The organism is Klebsiella sp. WP3-W18-ESBL-02, assembly GCF_014168815.1.
Classification (GTDB): Bacteria; Pseudomonadota; Gammaproteobacteria; order Enterobacterales; family Enterobacteriaceae; genus Kluyvera; species Kluyvera ascorbata_B.
The window spans coordinates 3,225,677-3,245,021 of the sequence record NZ_AP021972.1; the positions used below are offsets into that span (position 1 = coordinate 3,225,677).

Genomic DNA, 19,345 nt, shown 5'->3' on the forward strand with positions numbered 1-19,345 from the left:
CCCGCCCTCATCCTGCTTAATGTTTTTTGATAAACATATCTTTGGTGTAGTAGTACCCCAAGCGATCGGGGGTAAATCCCCCTACCCACGGTTTCACGAGGTGCGTACGCACGTAGTGATAGACCGGGATTGCGGGGACATCGCGAGCCAGCAGATCTTCAGCCTTCTGGTAATCGCGAGCGCGCTGGGCGACATCCTGCGTTTTCGCCGCATCGCGCAGCGCCGCATCATAGTCCGGGTTACTGTATTTAGCGGTGTTCTCGCTGTCGCCGGTACGGAAGGTGTTCAGGAAGGTTGAAGCGTCGTCGTAGTCGGCAATCCACGCATAGCGCACCACGTCAAAATTACCGGTGTGCATCGCGTCCAGCATGGTCTTCCACTCCTGGTTTTGCAGCTTCGCCTCAACGCCAAGATTTTTCTTCCACATTGAAGACGCGGCAATCGCCACGCGCTGGTGTGATTCCGAGGTGTTATACAGCAGATTAAACGACAGCGGATGCGCCTCACTGAACCCGGCCTCCGCCAGCAGCTTCTTCGCTTCAGCAATACGTTTTTCACGCGGCCAGCTTGCATAGTCAGGCCCGTTCAGCTTCACACCGCCAATCTCCGGTTGGCTTATGACCCACGCCGGACGCTGCCCCTGCCCCATGACCTTTTCAGCAATAATGTCTTTATCCAGCGCCATATTCAGCGCACGACGGACGCGCGCATCGTTAAACGGCGCTTTGGTGGTATTGAACTCGTAATAGTAGGTAGCCAGCTGCGGCGATACATCCACCTCATCGCCCAGCGTTTTCTTCAGTTGGCTGAACTGGTTTATTGGCAGCGTATACACAATATCAACCTCACCCGCCTTATAGCGGTTGACGTCCGCCGCTTCGGAACGGATAGGCAAATAGGTCACTTTATTGATCACCGTATGCTTATCGTCCCAGTAACGTGGGTTACGTTCGGCGACAATGCGCTCGTTAACCACCCATTGCGACAGGTGATAGGCGCCACTGCCGACAAAATGCTCCGGCTTCACCCATTTATCGCCGTAGCGGCCGATCAGTACTTTATCCAACGGCACCATCGACGGGTGCGCCAGCATAGCAAGGAACGCCGAGGTCGGCTGCGTCAGCGTCACTTCCAGCGTAGTATCGTTGATAGCCTTAACGCCAAGGGTATCCGGCGTTTTTTTGCCCAGCGCGATATCGGCAGCATTGACGATGTGCATATTGCCAGGATAGCTGGCGTACGGCGACGCGGTCGTCGGCGTGACCAGACGCTGCCAGCTCCACACGATATCCTGCGCGGTTATCGCCGAACCGTCCGACCAGACGATCCCCGGGCGCAGATGGAAGGTCCAGACCGTGTTGTCTTTATTCTCCCAGGATTCTGCCAGCCGCGGCTCGATGCTGCCGTCCGGTTTTACCGCCACCAGACCGTCAAACAGGTCGCTGATAATATTGAACTCAACGTCGCTTTCCACTTTATGCGGGTCGAGTGACGCCGGTTCATTGCCGTTACTGCGAACCAGCTCCTGTTTGTCGGCAAGTGGGGTTCCCTCCGGCACGGTTGCCGCCTGCGCCGCCCCCGCCAGACCCATTGCCAGAAATACCGTCGTGATGGAGTTATGTTTGTATAATTTCATTTCCATTGCCTTGTTGTTATTACCCTTTTCACTGTTGACACAGACACGCATTAACGCAAGTTCTTTCAATAACCTATAAGAGATTGATCTCGCTCTTTGGCGCAGAATGAGGTGATTCTGTGACGCGCTCAAAGTCTGAGTAAAGATGGGTAAAAACATTTGGGAATAAAGAAGAGTTTTCTTATGCTGACCCACTAATAACATCTGTCATAAGAGAGTGACTCATGGATCGCATAATTACTTCATCGCGTGACCGCTCATCACTGCTGAGCACGCACAAAGTCCTGCGTAATACCTACTTCCTGCTGAGCCTGACGCTGGCATTTTCCGCTATTACCGCAACCGCCAGCACCGTGCTGGGGCTGCCGTCGCCGGGCCTGATTCTGACGCTGGTTGGTATGTACGGCCTGATGTTCCTGACCTATAAAACGGCAGATAAACCGGTGGGTATTCTGTCCGCGTTCGCCTTTACCGGCTTCCTGGGCTATATCCTTGGGCCCATCCTGAACGCCTACCTGTCTGCGGGCATGGGTGACGTGATCGGCATGGCGCTAGGCGGCACCGCGCTGGTGTTCTTCAGCTGCTCGGCCTACGTGCTGACCACCCGTAAAGACATGTCCTTCCTCGGCGGTATGCTGATGGCCGGTATCGTGGTGGTGCTGATCGGTATGGTGGCCAATATCTTCCTGCAGCTGCCGGCACTGCACCTGGCGATTAGCGCGGTGTTTATCCTGATCTCCTCCGGGGCAATCCTGTTCGAGACCAGTAACATCATCCGCGGTGGTGAAACCAACTATATCCGTGCGACGGTGAGCCTGTACGTTTCGCTGTACAATATCTTCATCAGCCTGTTAAGCATTCTGGGCTTCGCCAGCCGCGATTAAGGCTTAACGCTTCAGTCTCCAGGGCCTCGCTTATGCGGGGCCTTTTTATTTGCTACACTTCCCGCCATCTGTTTGTTGTGTGAAAAATTATGCTTATCTACGAAAACATCGAAATTGAGACCGATAGCGAAGGCTATCTCAAAGACACCACGCAGTGGAGTGAAGGGCTGGCTCAGGCGATTGCCGCCAACGAAGGGATTGAACTGAGCCCTGAACATTGGGAAGTGGTGCGCTTCGTGCGCGAATTTTACCTGGAGTTCAACACCTCGCCGGCCATCCGTATGCTGGTTAAAGCCATGGCGAATACCTTTGGCGAAGAGAAAGGCAACAGCCGCTATTTGTACCGCCTGTTCCCAAAAGGCCCGGCTAAACAGGCGACGAAAATTGCCGGCCTGCCTAAACCGGTAAAGTGTATTTAATAGCGAATACTGAACTTGTTCCACGCCTTATCGGGTTGGTGAGGTTCCGCCAGGACTTTATCAACCCGCGCGCTGCGTGGCCCACCGGCTTTTAGCCAGGCCAGTAGTTGCTCTACCTGCTCGCTTTTGCCGCAGGCAACCACCTCGACGCTGCCATCGTCCAGATTCAACGCATAGCCGCTTAGCCCCAGGCGCTGCGCCTCCTGCTGGGTAAAAAAACGAAAACCCACGCCCTGCACCTTGCCGTAGACCCAGCAGATCACACATTTATCCATCATGCTTCCTCCTGTATATACCCCAACTGTAGCGCCAATTCTCCCCACATTCTTCCGCCGCGCGTTGCATTTGTGCGGGGAAGTCGGGAAAATGCAGCCTGATTCCCTCAAACAGTCAGATAAATAAACTATGAGTGTACGTTTAGTGTTAGCCAAAGGGCGCGAAAAATCATTGCTGCGCCGCCATCCCTGGGTCTTTTCCGGCGCGGTCGCCCGCATGGAAGGCAAAGCCAGCCTCGGAGAGACCATTGATATTGTCGATCATCAGGGTAAATGGTTAGCCCGCGGCGCATACTCTCCCGCTTCGCAGATCCGTGCGCGCGTCTGGACGTTTGACGCCCATGAAAGCATTGATATCGATTTCTTCGTGCGTCGCCTTCAGCAGGCACAAAGCTGGCGCGACTGGCTGGCGAAAAAAGACGGGCTGGACAGCTACCGTCTGATCGCCGGTGAATCCGATGGCCTGCCGGGCGTCACCATCGACCGTTTCGGCAACTTCCTCGTATTACAACTGCTGAGCGCCGGTGCGGAATATCAGCGCGCCGCCCTCATCAGCGCCCTGCAAACCCTCTATCCGGAATGCGCTATCTACGATCGCAGCGACGTGGCGGTGCGTAAAAAAGAAGGTATGGAGCTGACCCAGGGCCCGGTCACCGGCGAACTGCCGCCAGCCCTGCTGCCCATCGAAGAACACGGCATGAAGCTGCTGGTCGATATTCAGGGCGGCCACAAAACCGGCTACTATCTTGACCAGCGCGACAGCCGCCTTGCCACCCGTCGTTACGTGGAAGACAAGCGCGTTCTCAACTGTTTCTCCTACACCGGCGGCTTTGCGGTTTCTGCCCTGATGGGCGGCTGTCGCCAGGTCACCAGCGTTGATACCTCGCAGGAAGCGCTGGACGTGGCGCGCCAGAATGTTGAGCTGAATAAACTCGATCTCAGCAAAGCCGAGTTCGTGCGTGACGACGTTTTCAAACTGCTGCGCAAATACCGCGATCAGGGGGAGAAATTCGACGTTATCGTGATGGACCCGCCGAAATTCGTCGAGAATAAAAGCCAGCTAATGGGTGCCTGCCGCGGCTATAAGGACATCAATATGCTGGCTATCCAGCTGCTGAATCCGGGCGGCGTGCTGCTAACCTTCTCCTGCTCCGGCCTGATGACGTCAGATTTATTCCAGAAAATCATCGCCGATGCCGCTGTGGATGCCGGTCGTGATGTACAATTTATAGAGCAGTTCCGTCAGGCAGCCGATCACCCGGTGATTGCGACGTACCCGGAAGGACTGTACCTGAAAGGATTTGCCTGCCGCGTCATGTAACTTGAAAAGCGAAATGGTGTCTATATATCTAGAGAGAGGCCATTTCCCGGGAGGTGAGTATGATGATGACCAGCAAATTCGGTATCGGCCAGCAGGTGCGTCACTCCCTGCTGGGCTATCTGGGCGTGGTGGTGGATATCGACCCGGTATACTCGCTCGACGATCCTGAACCCGACGATCTGGCGGCTAACGACGAACTGCGCGCGTTGCCGTGGTATCACGTGGTGATGGAAGACGACGAAGGCCAGCCGGTGCATACCTACCTGGCCGAAGCCCAGTTAAGCAGCGAGCCGCGCGAGGATCATCCGGAACAACCCACGATGGATGAACTGGCGCGTACTATCCGCCGGCAGCTACAGGCCCCACGGCTGCGTAACTGACTGCCGCATCAAAAAACCCCGCGCTGCGGGGTTTTTTATTTACAGCGCAACCGGGCTTCTCTCTTTGCCCAGCCCCCGCTATTTTGCGAGCCCTAAGCGCGGAATTTCGATTGCCGGGCAGCGGTCCATCACCACGTTTAACCCCGCATTGCGCGCCAGTACGGCAGCTTGTTCATTGATGACACCGAGCTGCATCCACAACGTTTTCGCCCCGATGGCGATAGCTTCCTGCGCGACGCCCCACGCGGCCTCTGAATTACGGAAGACGTCCACCATGTCCACTTTCTCTGGCACCTCGGCAAGGGTTGCATAGCCTTGCTGCCCGAGCAGGGTTTTACCGCCCACCTTCGGCGAAACCGGAATGACGTGGTAGCCCTGATCTAACAGGTATTTCATCACCCGATAGCTCGGGCGGTCAGGTTTGTCGCTGGCGCCTACCAACGCGATGGTACGGGTGCTGGTCAAAATGCTGGCAATATCGTTTTCAGTCATCATTATCCTCCTGGCCAATAACTTAAGTGTACGCGAGTCCGCTAATGTCGCGCGTCAAATTTTTGCCAATCAGCGCTTGCAGCCTGAGTCGCATGCAGTAATCTGTCTGCATTTAACACTCAGGGATCGTTTTATGGAACTGACCACTCGCACCTTACCGGCGCGTAAACACATTGCGCTGGTTGCGCACGACCACTGCAAAGATATGCTGATGAAATGGGTGCAGCGCCACCAGGCATGCCTTGCGCAGCATACGCTGTCGGCGACCGGCACCACCGGCAACCTGGTGCAGCGCGCAACCGGCCTGGAAGTTAAAGCGATGCTCAGCGGCCCGATGGGCGGCGATCAGCAGGTGGGCGCGCTCATTTCAGAAGGCAAAATCGATGTGCTGATTTTCTTCTGGGACCCGCTCAACGCCGTGCCGCACGATCCGGACGTTAAGGCTCTGCTGCGCCTCGCGACCGTGTGGAACATCCCGGTCGCGACCAATGCTGCTACCGCGGACTTTATCATTCAGTCACCCAACTTTGCCGAGCCGGTAGATATCCTCATTCCAGACTACCCACGCTATCTGGCCGAACGTCTCAAATAAGCCAGGCTGCGCCCGGAGCAAAAACTTCGGGCGTCATTCAGGGTTTGCGTGCCACTGGCACCGACAGCTGCTTCAGTATCTCAACAAACGGAGACGGCTGCGCCTTGTTAAACAACAGCCAGACGCGCAACCGCGCGCGGGTCATGGCCACGTACAGCAAACGCCGCTCTTCCGCGTCGGGAAAATCCTCCGGCTCCGGCAACAGGGCCTGCTCCATAATCGACTCCCGCACGGGAGCGGGAAAACCGTCGAAGCCCTCTTGCAGCCCCAGCACAATGACATAGTCAGCCTGCTGCCCCTTACTGGCGTGCACGGTCATAAAATCAATATTCAGCTTCGGCCAGCGGGTAGCGGCTTTTTCCAGCGCGGCAGGCTTAAGATGATGATAACGGGCCAGCACCAGAATACGCTGGTCTGGCGTGGCGTAGCCGCTGAGCTTATCAAACAGCGCATCGAGCTTATCGTCTTCCAGCAGCGTAACGGCGTGCTTATCGCCAACGGTCAGGCTGTTCAGCGGTTTACTCAGTTGATGTGGGTTCTGCTGAATGAAGCGGTTGGCAATTTCACCAATGCGGCTGTTAAAACGGTAAGTCGTATCCAGCGCGCAGTTATCGCCCTCGCCAAAATAGTGGCTAAAAGCCGTAGTCAGCGACAGCTGCGCGCCGCTGAAGCGATAAATTGCCTGCCAGTCGTCGCCAACGGCGAACAGCGATGTTTGCGAATTCTGTTTACGCAGCGCCGCCAGCAGCGCGGCGCGCTGTGGTGAGATATCCTGGAATTCATCAACCAGAATATGCTTCCACGGGCTCACAAAACGGCCCTTATCGAGAATAATAATAGCCTGGTGAATTAAACCGGAAAAATCGACGGCGTTCTCGTCTTTCAGCGCGGCTTTCCACGCTTTCAGCAGCGGTGCCATTAGCTTTATCCGTTTACCAAAGCACTCTCGCACGGCTTCCGGCGCACCAGCGATCATATCCGCCTGCGAACCGCCGTGCATTCGCATCAGGCTCACCCAGCGGTCGAGGCGGCTGCCCATCCGTTTTACGATTTTGTCATCTTCCCAGAAGCTGTCTTCGCCGACCTCCCAGCCCAGTTCGTCCTGTAGCCACTGCCGCCAACCTTTCGCCTGCGCTTTTTTCTCGCGGCACTGCTGCTGCCAGCAATCGGTAAACAGCTTATAACGTGCGGCAGCATCGTTTTCCAGTTGACTGACGACAGGCACTTTTTTACTGCCCTGCTGGATAATCGACAGCGCCAGCGCGTGGAAGGTGCGTGCGGTAATGGCATCCGTATTCAGGCGTGATTGTAGACGCTCGTCCATCTCTTCAGCCGCCTTGCGGCCAAAGGCTAACAGCAGAATCTGTTCCGCTGAGGCCTCCTGGCGCTCAAGCAGCCAGCCGGCACGCGCCACCAGCACCGACGTTTTACCGCTGCCGGCCCCGGCCAGTACCAGCAGTGAACGCTCACCGTTCACCACCGCGCGAGCCTGTGACGGGTTCAGCGGTGAAGATTCAATGCGAGCAAAAAAGTCGCCGTACTGTGTCAGCATGGCGTCGGTATAGCGTTGATTATGCTGCACGCGACCGCTTTCTTTATCCGCCAGCCAAGCCTGGCACTGCCGCCAGGCCTCTCGGCAGTTATCAAATTCTGCCAACCGCGTGGTTGGCAAGGGCAGGCCTTCGAGCGCGTTAACGATCTGCTGCCGGATAGTCTGCGCCTGCTGGCGGGTAAGCCAGCGCGTCTGCTCGCGGCTACCGGTAATAATTGCCAGCTGCGCCTCGAGCAGCCCAGCGGCGATATCGCTCATCTCTGCGCTCCACTGCTGCCACAGCGCCGTCAAGTGGCGGTGAAAACGCTGGGTTTCACCCCATTCCGTACCGTGCAGGCGCACAACTTTGTCCTCGGGCAGAACAAACTCCAGCTCCCCCCACACCAAACCACGCTTGCAGTTGATGGCCAGTAACTGATTAAAAGGGATGAGATATTCATGCTGAGGGCCGGACACCCTGACGCCCGCATTGAGGATCTCAACCCGGTCGTAAGGATGCTGCGCCATGCGCTTGCCCAGCGTCGTTGCTTTTAATTCCATGTCGTGCTGAATCCTGACTTTTTCGATATCTCACAGTGTAACCGCCAGAGAATAGGTGCTCCAGCCTAAAAAAACGTTACAATCAACAGGACTTATTATTCACAGCGCTGCACTGAGGATTTATGCGTACTGTTCTGAATATTTTGAATTTTGTGCTGGGTGGTTTTTTGACAACGTTGGGCTGGCTGCTGGCAACGCTGGTCAGCATCGTGCTGATTATTACGCTGCCGCTCACGCGGTCCTGCTGGGAAATCACCAAATTATCGCTGCTGCCTTACGGTAATGAAGCGGTACACGTTGACGAACTGGAGCCCGGCGCGAAAAGCGGCGTCATGAACGCTGGCGGCACCTTGCTCAACATTCTGTGGTTCGTGCTGTTCGGCTGGTGGCTGTGCCTGACGCACATTATGGCCGGGATCGCCCAATGCATCACCATTATTGGTATTCCTGTCGGCATTGCGAATTTTAAAATTGCCGCTATTGCTTTGTGGCCCGTAGGACGCCGGGTTGTGCCTGTCGAAGTTGCACGCGCGGCGCGTGAAGCGAACGCCCGCCGCCGTTTCCAGTAATCAGGACGATTAATTGCTATGCTAAGCCCGCTGCTTCGCCGCTATACATGGAACAGTACCTGGCTATATAACGCCAGGATATTTATTGCGTTAATTGGCACAACCGCTCTGCCCTGGTGGCTGGGCGACGCAAAGTTGACCATTCCGCTCACCCTGGGGGTGGTTGCTGCTGCGCTAACGGACCTCGACGATCGTTTGGCCGGGCGGCTGCGTAACCTGGTCATTACCCTCATCTGCTTTTTTATCGCCTCGGCGTCGGTAGAACTGCTGTTTCCCTGGCCGTGGTTATTTGCGGTAGGACTGACCCTTTCCACTATCGGTTTTATTTTGCTCGGCGGCCTTGGGCAGCGCTATGCGACTATCGCCTTCGGCGCGCTGCTGATTGCCATTTATACGATGCTCGGCGTATCGCTGTACGCCCAATGGTATCAGCAGCCGCTGCTGCTGATTGCGGGAGCCGTTTGGTATAACGTGCTGACCTTAACCGGGCACCTGATTTTCCCAATTCGCCCGCTGCAGGATAACCTCGCGCGCAGCTACGAACAGCTCGCCCGCTACCTCGAACTGAAATCGCGTCTGTTCGATCCCGATCTCGACGATGACAACCAGGCGCCGTTATATGAACTGGCGCTGGCGAACGGGCAACTGATGGCGACGCTGAACCAGACTAAAACATCGTTACTGACACGCCTGCGTGGAGACCGCGGCCAGCGCAGCACGCGCCGGACGCTGCACTACTATTTCGTGGCTCAGGATATCCACGAACGCGCCAGTTCGTCGCATATCCAGTACCAGGCGCTGCGCGATCAGTTTCGCTACAGCGACGTCATGTTCCGCTTCCAGCGCCTACTCTCAATGCAGTCTATCGCCTGTCAGGATCTGGCGAAGGCCATCCTGCTGCGCACGCCGTATCAACACGATGCTCGCTTTGAACGCGCGTTTACCCATCTGGATGCCGCGCTCGATCGTATTCGCGCTGGCGGCACCGCGCCGGAACAAATGAAAGCGCTGGGTTTTCTGCTCAATAACCTGCGGGCAATTGATGCCCAGCTCGCCACCATCGAGTCAGAACAGCTCCAGTCGCAAACGCGAAGCGAAACGGAAAACCTCCTCGCCGACGACAGCCTGCACGGCTTCGCCGATATCCGTTCGCGGCTGAGCCGCAACATGTCACCGGAGTCAGCGCTGTTCCGCCACGCCGTTCGCATGTCTGTGGTGCTGTGCGTGGGCTATGCCTTTATTCAGTTCACCGGTCTACAGCATGGCTACTGGATCCTACTGACCAGCCTGTTTGTTTGCCAGCCCAACTATAACGCCACCCGTCACCGCCTTGCGCTGCGTATTATCGGCACGCTGGTTGGCGTTGCGCTGGGTCTGCCCATACTCTGGCTGGTACCATCACTGGAAGGTCAGTTGATTCTGATCGTCGTAACCGGCGTGCTGTTTTTCGCTTTTCGCAACGTACAGTACGCGCATGCCACCATGTTTATTACTCTACTGGTGCTACTGTGCTTTAACCTGCTCGGCGAAGGATTTGAAGTGGCGCTACCGCGCGTCGTAGATACCCTGATTGGCTGTGGTATTGCGTGGCTGGCGGTAAGCTTTATCTGGCCGGACTGGAAGTTCCGTAACCTGCCGCGCGTGCTGGAACGCGCCGTGGATGCCAACTGTCGCTACCTGGACGCCATTCTTGAACAGTACCACCAGGGGCGCGATAACCGTCTGGCCTATCGTATTGCGCGCCGCGATGCGCATAATCGGGATGCCGAGCTGGCGTCAGTGGTGTCGAATATGTCGACGGAACCGAAAGTAACGGCGGAAATGCGGGAAACGGCGTTTCGACTTCTCTGCCTTAACCACACTTTAACCAGCTATATCTCTGCGCTGGGTGCCCATCGAGAGAAACTCACCACACCGGAAATCCTGGCGCTTCTCGACGATGCGGTCTGCTATGTCGATGATGCCCTGCACCATCAGCCTTCCGATGAGGAGCGGGTTCAACGTGCGCTTAGCGAGCTCGCGGCGAGGATCCAGCATCTCGATCCTCGTCCGGACAGCAAAGAACCATTGGTCCTGCAACAAATTGGGTTGATGATTTCACTTCTGCCTGAAATTTGCCGTCTGCAAAAGCAGGTTATGATGTAATCACCGTCGTTGGGTGTAGTTCTGCACCCATATTTCCAGCTCCTGGCGCGTTTGCGCCGGGAGCGCGGCAGAATGTACTCCGATGATTGCCCCCTCTAGCGAATACAGCACGCTAACGTTCAGCTGTTTACGTATCTGCCGCAAACGCATCCACGCCGTTTTCGCGCCCATCTGCCGCAGCGTACGCACATCTTTGATTCCAGCCTCGAGCAACAGCAGTTCCAGATGAAAAGAAAGATTGGGAAGATCCCTGAGCCTGCGGCACCGTCGTCGTCGCTTTTCATTTTGCGCATCTTCCAGGGAACATTGGCCAAGCTGCACTAAGGCAGATTTATTCGACCAAAGCCGTTCGTCGACGCGAAAATAGTTGAGCTGCTGTTCATGCCCGCGTTTGCGTACCGTCAGCAGAGGCGGCGAGTACTGACTCTGATAAGCAGCGTTTTTTTCACACGCCCTCAGATACAGTTCCCCTTCTGCAACCATGGCAAAAACGGTATTGTCGACCGCAAGGCTGTAGCCGCCGAACAGCGCCCGAGACTGCACTTTGCCCAATCCAGAAAAATATTCCATGGATTGGTAAATCCTTTTATACGAGATTATCTTCATGATTAATCCTTAATAATCATGCACATGAATACATCAGATTTGTTAATCGATCAGATAATAAGCAACATAGGGAAGTTCCGCCGGTACGGCAAGGTGTATTTGTAGTCACGGGTGTTTCTTATGCAATTTTGCGAGTTGGTTTCAGAAAATGAGGTTGATCTTTAGTCTTCAGGGTAGTACTGTATATTCATACAGTAACCCACAGGGCTGGATTAACTATGTATACTTCTGGTGTCGTAAATCGTTCTTCTGTCGCTGCCGTCACTACGGCCTCCCATACGCTGACTTCCGTCAATAGCGCGCATACCGCGTTAATTAGTGAAGTGCAATATCGTGAGGATCAGCCAATGATGGCACAGCTGCTGCTCTTGCCATTATTACAGCAGTTGGGCCAGCAGTCGCGCTGGCAGCTCTGGCTCACACCACAGCAGAAACTGAGCCGCCAGTGGGTACAAGCTTCCGGCTTACCGTTGACCAAGGTCATGCAGCTTCGCCAGATGTCATCTTGCGACATGCTTGATTCAATGATCCGCGCGTCGCGTACCGGTAACTATAGCGTGGTTATTGGCTGGTTGACGGACGAGTTGTCCGCTGAGGAACATGCACGTTTACAGAGTGCAGCGGAGAAAGGTAACGCGATGGTGTTCATTATGCGACCAGTTCGGTCTGCGTTACACCCAACAGGACAATACAATGGGATAAAAATTCACTCAAATTTGTTCCATTGAGCCAAATTAGGAATTTTCCTGGGAATTTTTTTGCATTTTTTTTATGTCGCCGTTTTTCTGGGCATTTTCAGGCAGAATGCCGGTCTGATGCGGTTTCCCGCCGTTAATATCGATTATTTTTTCGACGCATTTGTTAAATATTGCGTATACAACTCTTTTTTTTTCATAAGCCTGACGGAGTTCACACTTGTAAGTTTCCGGCGACGTTGTAGACTTTACATCGCCAGGGGTGCTCAGCTTAACACCGCAGATATCTGCTGAGTATTTAACTAAGCCCCGCCCCCGGTGGAAGGATTTAACCGTGAGTCTATTTAGAACTTCATGGCAAATTTTGGATGATAACGAGGCGCAAAAAATGAAAAAGACAGCTATCGCGATTGCAGTGGCACTGGCAGGCTTCGCTTCTGTAGCGCAGGCCGCTCCGCAAGACAACACCTGGTATGCTGGTGGTAAACTGGGTTGGTCCCAGTTCCATGACACCGGTTGGTACCAGAGTGACCTGAACAACAACGGTTCCACCCACGAGAGCCAGCTGGGCGCAGGCGCGTTCGGTGGTTACCAGGTTAACCCGTACGTTGGTTTCGAAATGGGTTACGACTGGCTGGGCCGTATGGAATACACCGGCAGCCAGACCAATGGCGCTCTGAAAGCTCAAGGCGTTCAGCTGACTGCTAAACTGGGCTACCCAATCACTGACGACCTGGACATCTACACCCGTCTGGGCGGTATGGTATGGCGTGCTGACTCCAGCAACAACATCGCTGGCGACCATCACGACACCGGCGTTTCCCCAGTATTCGCTGGCGGCGTTGAGTGGGCTGTTACTCGTGACATCGCTACCCGTCTGGAATACCAGTGGGTTAACAACATCGGCGACGCAAACACCGTCGGCGTACGTCCTGACAACGGCATGCTGAGCGTAGGTGTTTCCTACCGCTTCGGCCAGCAGGATGCAGCAGCTCCGGTAGTTGCTCCGGCTCCGGCTCCGGCTCCAGAAGTACAGACCAAACACTTCACTCTGAAGTCTGACGTTCTGTTCAACTTCAACAAAGCAACCCTGAAACCGGAAGGTAAACAGGCTCTGGATCAGATGTACTCCCAGCTGAGCAACCTGGATCCGAAAGACGGTTCCGTTGTTGTTCTGGGCTTCACTGACCGCATCGGTTCTGACGCTTACAACCAGGGTCTGTCCGAGAAACGTGCTCAGTCCGTCGTTGATTACCTGGTATCTAAAGGTATCCCGTCTGACAAAATCTCTGCACGTGGCATGGGCAAATCTAACCCGGTTACTGGCAACACCTGTGACGGCGTAAAAGCGAAAGCTGCGCTGATCGACTGCCTGGCTCCGGATCGTCGCGTAGAGATCGAAGTTAAAGGCATCAAAGACGTTGTAACTCAGCCGCAGGCTTAAGTTATCGTCTAATAAAAAACCCCGCGCTGCGGGGTTTTTTTTGGCCTTTTCTCGGCCTGCTTTGCAGAACGACGAGCAAAATAGCCTATTTATCTTTGCCCAGCATAGCCTCAAGGTCCTGCTTCAGGCTGGACATTTTACTGGCGTATTTCTCTTTATTTTCCGCATCTTCAATCAGCTGAACGATAGTTTCAGAGAGCGTAATACCGCGACGCTGCGCCAGCCCGGCCAGACGTTGCCAGACCACAAATTCCAGATCGATAGATTTCTTGCGGGTATGCTGATGCTCGGCGTTGAAATGGCGCTTACGGCGCGCACGAATAGTTTGCTTCATCCGATTAACGAGCTGCGGATTGATATGCTGAGCAATCCAGCCATTGACCTGCACCGGCTCGTTTTCCAGCTTCAGCAAAACATCGACGGCCTCTTGCGCGGCGCTGGCTTCAATATAGCGGGTGATGGGCTCGCCTTCCCGGTGCTTTTTCACCAGGTATTTCCACTTCCAGCCGCTTTCAAGATTTTCCAGTTGTTGATATTTCATTGCGATCTCAGTGTGACCGTGTAACTCTTTTCAGGATAACAGTTTTTTCTCAATGTGCTGAGAAGAAATCTGCAACTGTGATACGGATAAAAACCGTGGTACAAGATACTTCCCTATTCTCCGTGAGCTTCCCGACGGCATCGGGTATAATCACGCACTTTACATCTGACTAAAAATAGCGACATTGACTATAAATACTCTTTCCCGGCGCTTTCTCGCCCCCGCGACTGAAGCATTCCAGGCGCTATTTACCCAGCCTGATTTAGCCTCAGAAAACGACATTTTATTCAGCGAGCTACAGGCTCGTTTACACTACGCGCTTGAGCAGTTTCTGCATCCTCAGGGCATCTCCCCTTTCTTACTGGTTAAAGCGCCAGAAGAAAAAGAGTACCTGCAGCTGCTCGCTCAAACGACGCAGTCCCTGCGTGATGACGCAGAACCAACCCTGACGGGCGTCGACTATCAGGTTTCCGGCAGTCACATCACCATGCACCCCGCCAGCAGTGCCGAAGACAACTTCGCTAGCCAGGGGCCGGTCATTTTTGCCGACTGGGCTGAGGCCGAGCAGCTGTTTGGCTGCGTGCGTCAGTTTAATGGCGAAATCAGCCTTCAGCCGGGCCTGGTGCATCAGGCGAACGGCGGCATTCTCGTGCTGCCTCTGCGCACGCTGATGAGCCAGCCGCTGCTGTGGATGCGCTTAAAGAATCAGGTGATCCAGCAGCGCTTTGAATGGCTGACCTTTGACGATGCTCGTCCACTGCCGGTCAGCATTCCCTCAATGCCGCTTAATCTGAAGGTTATTCTGGTCGGCGAGCGTGATTCGCTGGCGGATCTTCAGGAAATGGAGCCAGAGCTCTGCGAATCCTCACTGTACAGTGAATTTGAAGACAGCGTGCAGCTTGCCGACGAAGAGACGCTGCGCCAGTGGTGTCAGTGGGTATGGACCGTAGCGCGTGAAAAATCGCTGCCCGGGCTGGCCGCTGACGCCTGGCCACTGCTGATGCAGGAAGGCGCGCGCTATACCGGTGACCAGGAAATCATGCCGCTCTGCCCGCTGTGGATTAGCCGCCAGCTGCGCGAAGCGGCGCCGTTTACCACCGATAAAGTGATTAACGCAGAACAGCTGAAAACGATGCTGACTCAGCGCCAGTGGCGCGAAGGTTTCCTTGCCGAGCGTATGCAGGATGAGATTCTGCTTGAGCAAATCCTGATTGAAACCGAAGGCGAATGCATCGGCCAGATTAACGCCCTGTCGGTCATTGACTTCCCAGGCCACCCGCGCCCGTTCGGTGAACCGTCGCGTATTAGCTGCGTTGTCCACATCGGCGACGGCGAGTTCACCGACGTTGAACGTAAAGCCGAACTCGGCGGTAACATTCATGCTAAAGGCATGATGCTAATGCAGGCTTTCCTGATGGCCGAACTGGACCTGGATCAGCAAATCCCGTTCTCCGCCTCGCTGACCTTTGAACAGTCATACAGCGAAGTCGACGGCGATAGCGCGTCAATGGCAGAACTGTGTGCGCTGATCAGCGCCCTGGCAAACGTCCCGATTAATCAAAGCATCGCGATGACCGGTTCGGTTGACCAGTTTGGCCGTGCTCAGCCGGTCGGCGGACTGAATGAAAAAATTGAAGGTTTCTTTGCTATCTGCGCTCAGCGCGGCCTGACCGGAAAACAGGGGGTCATCATTCCCTCTGCCAACGTACGCCATCTGAGCCTCGCAACTGAGGTACAGGAAGCCGTAGAGGCCGGTGAGTTCTCTATCTGGGCTATTGATGACGTCACCGATGCGCTGCCGCTTCTCACCCAGCTCAACTGGGATGGCGAAGGCCAGACGCTGTTGCAAACTATTCAGGAACGCATTGCACAAGCCACTCAGCAGGAGCCTCGATACCGCTATCCGTGGCCGCTACGCTGGTTAAACCGTCCGAATTCCAACTGATCGGACTTGTTCAGCGTACACGTGTTAGCTATCCTGCGTCCCGAACTTAAAATAAGGCTTACTTAAAACATGGTAGATAAACGCGAATCTTATACAAAAGAAGACCTTCTTGCCTCTGGTCGCGGTGAACTGTTCGGCGCTAAAGGCCCGCAGTTACCGGCTCCTAGCATGCTGATGATGGATCGTGTCGTGAAAATGACCGAAACCGGCGGCAATTTTGACAAAGGTTACGTTGAAGCCGAACTGGATATTAACCCGGACCTGTGGTTCTTCGGTTGCCACTTTATCGGCGATCCGGTAATGCCTGGTTGCCTGGGTCTGGATGCAATGTGGCAGCTGGTCGGTTTCTACCTCGGCTGGCTGGGCGGCGAAGGCAAAGGCCGTGCGCTGGGCGTGGGTGAAGTGAAGTTCACCGGTCAGGTACTGCCAACGGCGAAGAAAGTGACCTACCGTATTCACTTCAAGCGCGTTGTTAACCGTCGTCTGATTATGGGCCTGGCGGATGGCGAAGTGCTGGTTGATGGTCGCCTGATCTACTCCGCAACCGACCTGAAAGTCGGCTTGTTCCAGGATACCTCTGCATTCTGATACGAGTTATCGCCACTTTCTGCTGGCGATAAATTTGTCTGATGAATCTAAGGCGAAACCTCCGCACTGCGGAGGTTTCTTTTTAAAGAGACAGTGTCAGGCAACTACTGCCCTGTCCTCCATGGCCTCTCGCCAGCCTCCCAGCCAGTAAGACCTCTGGTTTATAGTCTGGTAAGGACACATTTCTTTCGGACGCCCGGTAATACCGGCCTGATATCCACGCTGATGTGCCCGCTCCAGGCGATCTCGTTTTTGTCTCTTCATGCCTCGTTTCCCTCATATCTTGGTCTGGTGGAAAAGAAAACAGTGGCTACAAAGTATGCAACCACATAATACGAATACCGCTAAAAAATGGCCCCGTCAATGCGTAGAATTCATACCTTTGTCATATTTGTGAGCTACTCAGAAGAACATTTGTACAAGAAATGTGAGGCCGCACAGGTAACACGCTGACATCAGGGATAAAAAAACCGCCGTCGGTTTAACACCGGCGGCGGCCTTTAGAACGATTAATTCTACTTATAGTTAACGATTGATAGTCCTGGCGATAGATGCCGCTTCCTGGCTCCATGCCTGGGCGAGCGTTTTCACCATCGCATCGTAACCGTCCTGCTGCTGAGCCAGCTCAATGTGGAAAGGACGTTTGGTCAACTGCCCCTGGTGGTTAAGCAGCCATTCGCCGCTGACCACCACTTTGCCATCATAACGGCCATGGAAGCCGCTCACCGAGACATTCAGCGTATCCTGATCGCTACCTAGCGGCTGCGACGACACGACCCAGCCTGGCAGCTGATTGCTCAGATTGGAGACCAACGTCGTGCGCAGCTGCTGATCCAGCGGGCTGGCCCACAGATTGTTACTGGCAATCACGTACTGAACGTCGCTGGTCTGGTACACCACGCCGCTGCCGGCAAGAAAGTCAGGAATATTCACCTGCTCAATCCACAGCATCCGCTGACCGGTGCTGCTGGCACCGTTTTGCACCGTGCCCGTAGCCAACGGCAGCTGATAGTACGTTTTATTCTCCGTGCTGCTACAGGCTGCCAACAGGCAGGCGGCGGCAATGACTAACCACTTTTTCATTATTTCGCCCTCTTAGGCTCTGGATCTTTTTTATCCTTCGCTTCGAATACCAGCGCGTTGCTCTTCTCATTCAGCGTCTTCAGCACCGGCTGCAATTCGCGCAATACCTGATCCAGGCGCTGCATATCGGCGACCATTTTGTTGTAAGCCGCAGATCCTGGCTGGAAGCCCTGCATGCTACGGTTCAGCTCACGCAGTGTTTTCTGCATGTCGGCCGGCAGCTGCTGAGCGGACTGGCTGGCGGTGATTTTGTTCAGATTATCCAGCGTTGTTTGCAGACGGCGCATGGTGTTCTGACTTTCCGACAGCGTGTTGGTCGCCTGTTCAACCATCGGCGTTAACGGCAGATTGTTGATCTTATCCAGGGTGTCCATCAGGCGCTGCTGAATCTGCGCCAGGCCACCGCTGACGGTAGGCACAATCTGGTAGCCGCCGAAGCTTCTCATGCCGGTCACTGCCGGTTCTTTCGGATAAAAGTCCATGTCGACATACAGCGCGCCGGTCACCAGGTTCCCCGTTTTCAGCGCCCCGCGCAGGCCGCGCTGGGTTAGCTCATCAAGGTGGCTGGCGATATCCGGATTTTCACCCAGCGCGCTTTTCAGACGCTCCGGCTCAATGCGAATCTTGACGGGAATACGGTAGTCATTATTCAGCGCCTGCTGAAGCCCCGGAACGAAGAAAGGCACCTGATCGACCGTCCCCAGACGAATGCCGCGGAACTCAACCGGAGCCCCCGGCTGCAGACCACGCACTGAATCTTTAAAGAACATCAGATAGTCAACGTGCTCGGTATACAGCGAGTCCTGGATACTCTTCTGATCGTCATAAAGCTTGAACTCGGTCTTTTCGGCGATCGGTTGCCCCAAATCTACACCTTCCGGCACGTCAAAACTAACGCCGCCGCTAAATAGCGTCGCCAGTGAGCCCATTTCTACGCGCATCCCGGCAGAAGTCAGGTCTACCGCCACGCCGCTGTCCTTCCAGAAGCGAACGTTGCTGGTCACCAGACGATCGTTAGGTGCGCTGATAAACAGCTGATAGGAAATGCTGCGACTCTGCGGATCGAACGAGCTGGTTTCCACCGAGCCGACGCGATAGCCGCGGAACAGTACCGGATCGCCGGGGTTAAGCTGCCCGGCCTTCTTGCTGTCGAGAAGGACACGAATCCCCTTCGCATCCGGCGGCGCCAGCGGCGGCGCATCAAGGAGTTGATATTGGTCCTGCGTCGAACCTTTGGTGCCCGGCTGCAGCTCAATATAGGCACCGGACAGCAGCGTGCCCAGCCCGCTAATGCCCTCGCGGCCCACCTGCGGTTTCACCACCCAAAAGACGGAATCTTTATGCAGCAGCTTCTCCATCCCCGAATTCAGACGCGCCTTAATCTCCACGTGCGTCAGGTCATCGGTTAGCGTAGTGCTTTCGACCACGCCCACGTCGACGCTGCGGCTTTTGATGGTGGTTTTACCGCCTTCAATGCCCTCTGCGTTGGTGGTGATAAGCGTCACTTCCGGGCCCTGATGGCTATAGTGATAGAACAGGATCCACGCGCCAATAAGCGCAGTCACAATCGGGAAGATCCAAACGGGAGACCAGTTTTTCACTTTTTGCACCTTTGCCTCCCCACTCTTGGTTTCCATG

The 19,345-nt window shown here is 54.9% G+C and carries 20 protein-coding genes; 11 read left to right on the forward strand and 9 right to left on the reverse strand.

The features are described 5' to 3' along the window. Positions 1-16: 16 nt before the first annotated feature. On the reverse strand, positions 17-1,636 hold the full coding sequence (locus H7R56_RS15500; protein ID WP_106928753.1) for an ABC transporter substrate-binding protein: 1,620 nt from the start codon (positions 1,634-1,636) through the stop codon (positions 17-19). A 224-nt stretch (positions 1,637-1,860) separates the two neighbouring features. On the opposite strand from H7R56_RS15500, the gene yccA reads away from it, so the two are divergent. Both yccA and tusE read left to right on the forward strand, forming a co-directional pair. Then, complete coding sequence (gene yccA / locus H7R56_RS15505; RefSeq protein WP_106928755.1) at positions 1,861-2,520, forward strand: FtsH protease modulator YccA; 660 nt, start codon at positions 1,861-1,863, stop codon at positions 2,518-2,520. A gap of 89 nt (positions 2,521-2,609) precedes the next feature. Further along, positions 2,610-2,939, forward strand: coding sequence for a sulfurtransferase TusE (tusE, locus tag H7R56_RS15510; protein ID WP_106928758.1), 330 nt, complete (start codon positions 2,610-2,612; stop codon positions 2,937-2,939). Here tusE and yccX read toward each other — a convergent pair. After that, positions 2,936-3,217, reverse strand: coding sequence for an acylphosphatase (gene yccX, locus H7R56_RS15515; protein ID WP_106928760.1), 282 nt, complete (start codon positions 3,215-3,217; stop codon positions 2,936-2,938). The genes tusE and yccX overlap by 4 nt on opposite strands. Before the next feature lie 127 nt (positions 3,218-3,344). Here yccX and rlmI point away from each other — a divergent pair, with 127 nt between their 5' ends. Both rlmI and hspQ read left to right on the forward strand, forming a co-directional pair. Beyond that, positions 3,345-4,535, forward strand: a complete 1,191-nt coding sequence (gene rlmI / locus H7R56_RS15520) for a 23S rRNA (cytosine(1962)-C(5))-methyltransferase RlmI (protein ID WP_106928763.1) — start codon at positions 3,345-3,347, stop codon at positions 4,533-4,535. 62 nt (positions 4,536-4,597) lie between these two features. Continuing rightward, positions 4,598-4,915, forward strand: coding sequence for a heat shock protein HspQ (hspQ, locus tag H7R56_RS15525; RefSeq protein WP_106928765.1), 318 nt, complete (start codon positions 4,598-4,600; stop codon positions 4,913-4,915). A gap of 78 nt (positions 4,916-4,993) precedes the next feature. Here the strand turns inward: hspQ and H7R56_RS15530 are convergent, their stop codons facing one another. Further along, entirely contained in the window at positions 4,994-5,407 is a 414-nt protein-coding gene (locus H7R56_RS15530; protein ID WP_106928767.1) for a CoA-binding protein, read from the reverse strand. Between the two features lie 133 nt (positions 5,408-5,540). Here H7R56_RS15530 and mgsA point away from each other — a divergent pair, with 133 nt between their 5' ends. After that, positions 5,541-5,999, forward strand: a complete 459-nt coding sequence (gene mgsA, locus H7R56_RS15535; protein ID WP_106928769.1) for a methylglyoxal synthase — start codon at positions 5,541-5,543, stop codon at positions 5,997-5,999. A gap of 37 nt (positions 6,000-6,036) precedes the next feature. Here mgsA and helD read toward each other — a convergent pair whose 3' ends face one another. After that, positions 6,037-8,091: a DNA helicase IV gene (gene helD / locus H7R56_RS15540; RefSeq protein WP_106928770.1), complete on the reverse strand. Its 2,055-nt coding sequence runs from the start codon at positions 8,089-8,091 to the stop codon at positions 6,037-6,039. Positions 8,092-8,213: 122 nt separating this feature from the next. Here helD and H7R56_RS15545 point away from each other — a divergent pair, with 122 nt between their 5' ends. Both H7R56_RS15545 and yccS read left to right on the forward strand, forming a co-directional pair. After that, a complete protein-coding gene (locus H7R56_RS15545) occupies positions 8,214-8,660 on the forward strand; it encodes a YccF domain-containing protein (protein ID WP_106928772.1) in 447 nt (148 codons plus the stop codon). An 18-nt stretch (positions 8,661-8,678) separates the two neighbouring features. Next, positions 8,679-10,805 (forward strand): YccS family putative transporter, encoded by a 2,127-nt coding sequence (gene yccS, locus H7R56_RS15550; RefSeq protein ID WP_106928774.1) that lies wholly within the window; start codon positions 8,679-8,681, stop codon positions 10,803-10,805. On the opposite strand, the gene H7R56_RS15555 is transcribed toward yccS, so the two are convergent. Next, the gene (locus H7R56_RS15555) at positions 10,806-11,411 is read right to left on the reverse strand and encodes a TfoX/Sxy family DNA transformation protein (RefSeq protein WP_106928776.1); all 606 of its coding nucleotides are present in this window, start codon (positions 11,409-11,411) and stop codon (positions 10,806-10,808) included. 218 nt (positions 11,412-11,629) lie between these two features. Between H7R56_RS15555 and sulA the strand changes: the two genes are divergently transcribed. Together sulA and ompA are read left to right on the forward strand one after the other, a co-directional pair. Further along, positions 11,630-12,139: an SOS-induced cell division inhibitor SulA gene (gene sulA / locus H7R56_RS15560; protein WP_106928778.1), complete on the forward strand. Its 510-nt coding sequence runs from the start codon at positions 11,630-11,632 to the stop codon at positions 12,137-12,139. 355 nt (positions 12,140-12,494) lie between these two features. After that, on the forward strand, positions 12,495-13,550 hold the full coding sequence (gene ompA, locus H7R56_RS15565; protein ID WP_106928861.1) for a porin OmpA: 1,056 nt from the start codon (positions 12,495-12,497) through the stop codon (positions 13,548-13,550). Between the two features lie 85 nt (positions 13,551-13,635). Here the strand turns inward: ompA and matP are convergent, their stop codons facing one another. Next, positions 13,636-14,091 (reverse strand): macrodomain Ter protein MatP, encoded by a 456-nt coding sequence (gene matP, locus H7R56_RS15570; protein WP_106928779.1) that lies wholly within the window; start codon positions 14,089-14,091, stop codon positions 13,636-13,638. Positions 14,092-14,275: 184 nt separating this feature from the next. Between matP and H7R56_RS15575 the strand changes: the two genes are divergently transcribed. After that, on the forward strand, positions 14,276-16,036 hold the full coding sequence (locus tag H7R56_RS15575; protein WP_106928781.1) for an AAA family ATPase: 1,761 nt from the start codon (positions 14,276-14,278) through the stop codon (positions 16,034-16,036). A gap of 69 nt (positions 16,037-16,105) precedes the next feature. Then, positions 16,106-16,624 (forward strand): 3-hydroxyacyl-[acyl-carrier-protein] dehydratase FabA, encoded by a 519-nt coding sequence (gene fabA, locus H7R56_RS15580; RefSeq protein WP_064548854.1) that lies wholly within the window; start codon positions 16,106-16,108, stop codon positions 16,622-16,624. 96 nt (positions 16,625-16,720) lie between these two features. On the opposite strand, the gene rmf is transcribed toward fabA, so the two are convergent. The 3 genes from rmf to pqiB form a co-directional block, all read right to left on the reverse strand. Next, positions 16,721-16,888, reverse strand: a complete 168-nt coding sequence (gene rmf / locus H7R56_RS15585; RefSeq protein WP_035892402.1) for a ribosome modulation factor — start codon at positions 16,886-16,888, stop codon at positions 16,721-16,723. Positions 16,889-17,149: 261 nt separating this feature from the next. Further along, complete coding sequence (pqiC, locus tag H7R56_RS15590; protein WP_106928783.1) at positions 17,150-17,707, reverse strand: membrane integrity-associated transporter subunit PqiC; 558 nt, start codon at positions 17,705-17,707, stop codon at positions 17,150-17,152. Next, positions 17,707-19,344, reverse strand: a complete 1,638-nt coding sequence (pqiB, locus tag H7R56_RS15595; RefSeq protein ID WP_106928785.1) for an intermembrane transport protein PqiB — start codon at positions 19,342-19,344, stop codon at positions 17,707-17,709. Before pqiB ends, pqiC begins: the two co-directional genes overlap by 1 nt. Between the last annotated feature and the right edge of the window lies 1 nt (position 19,345).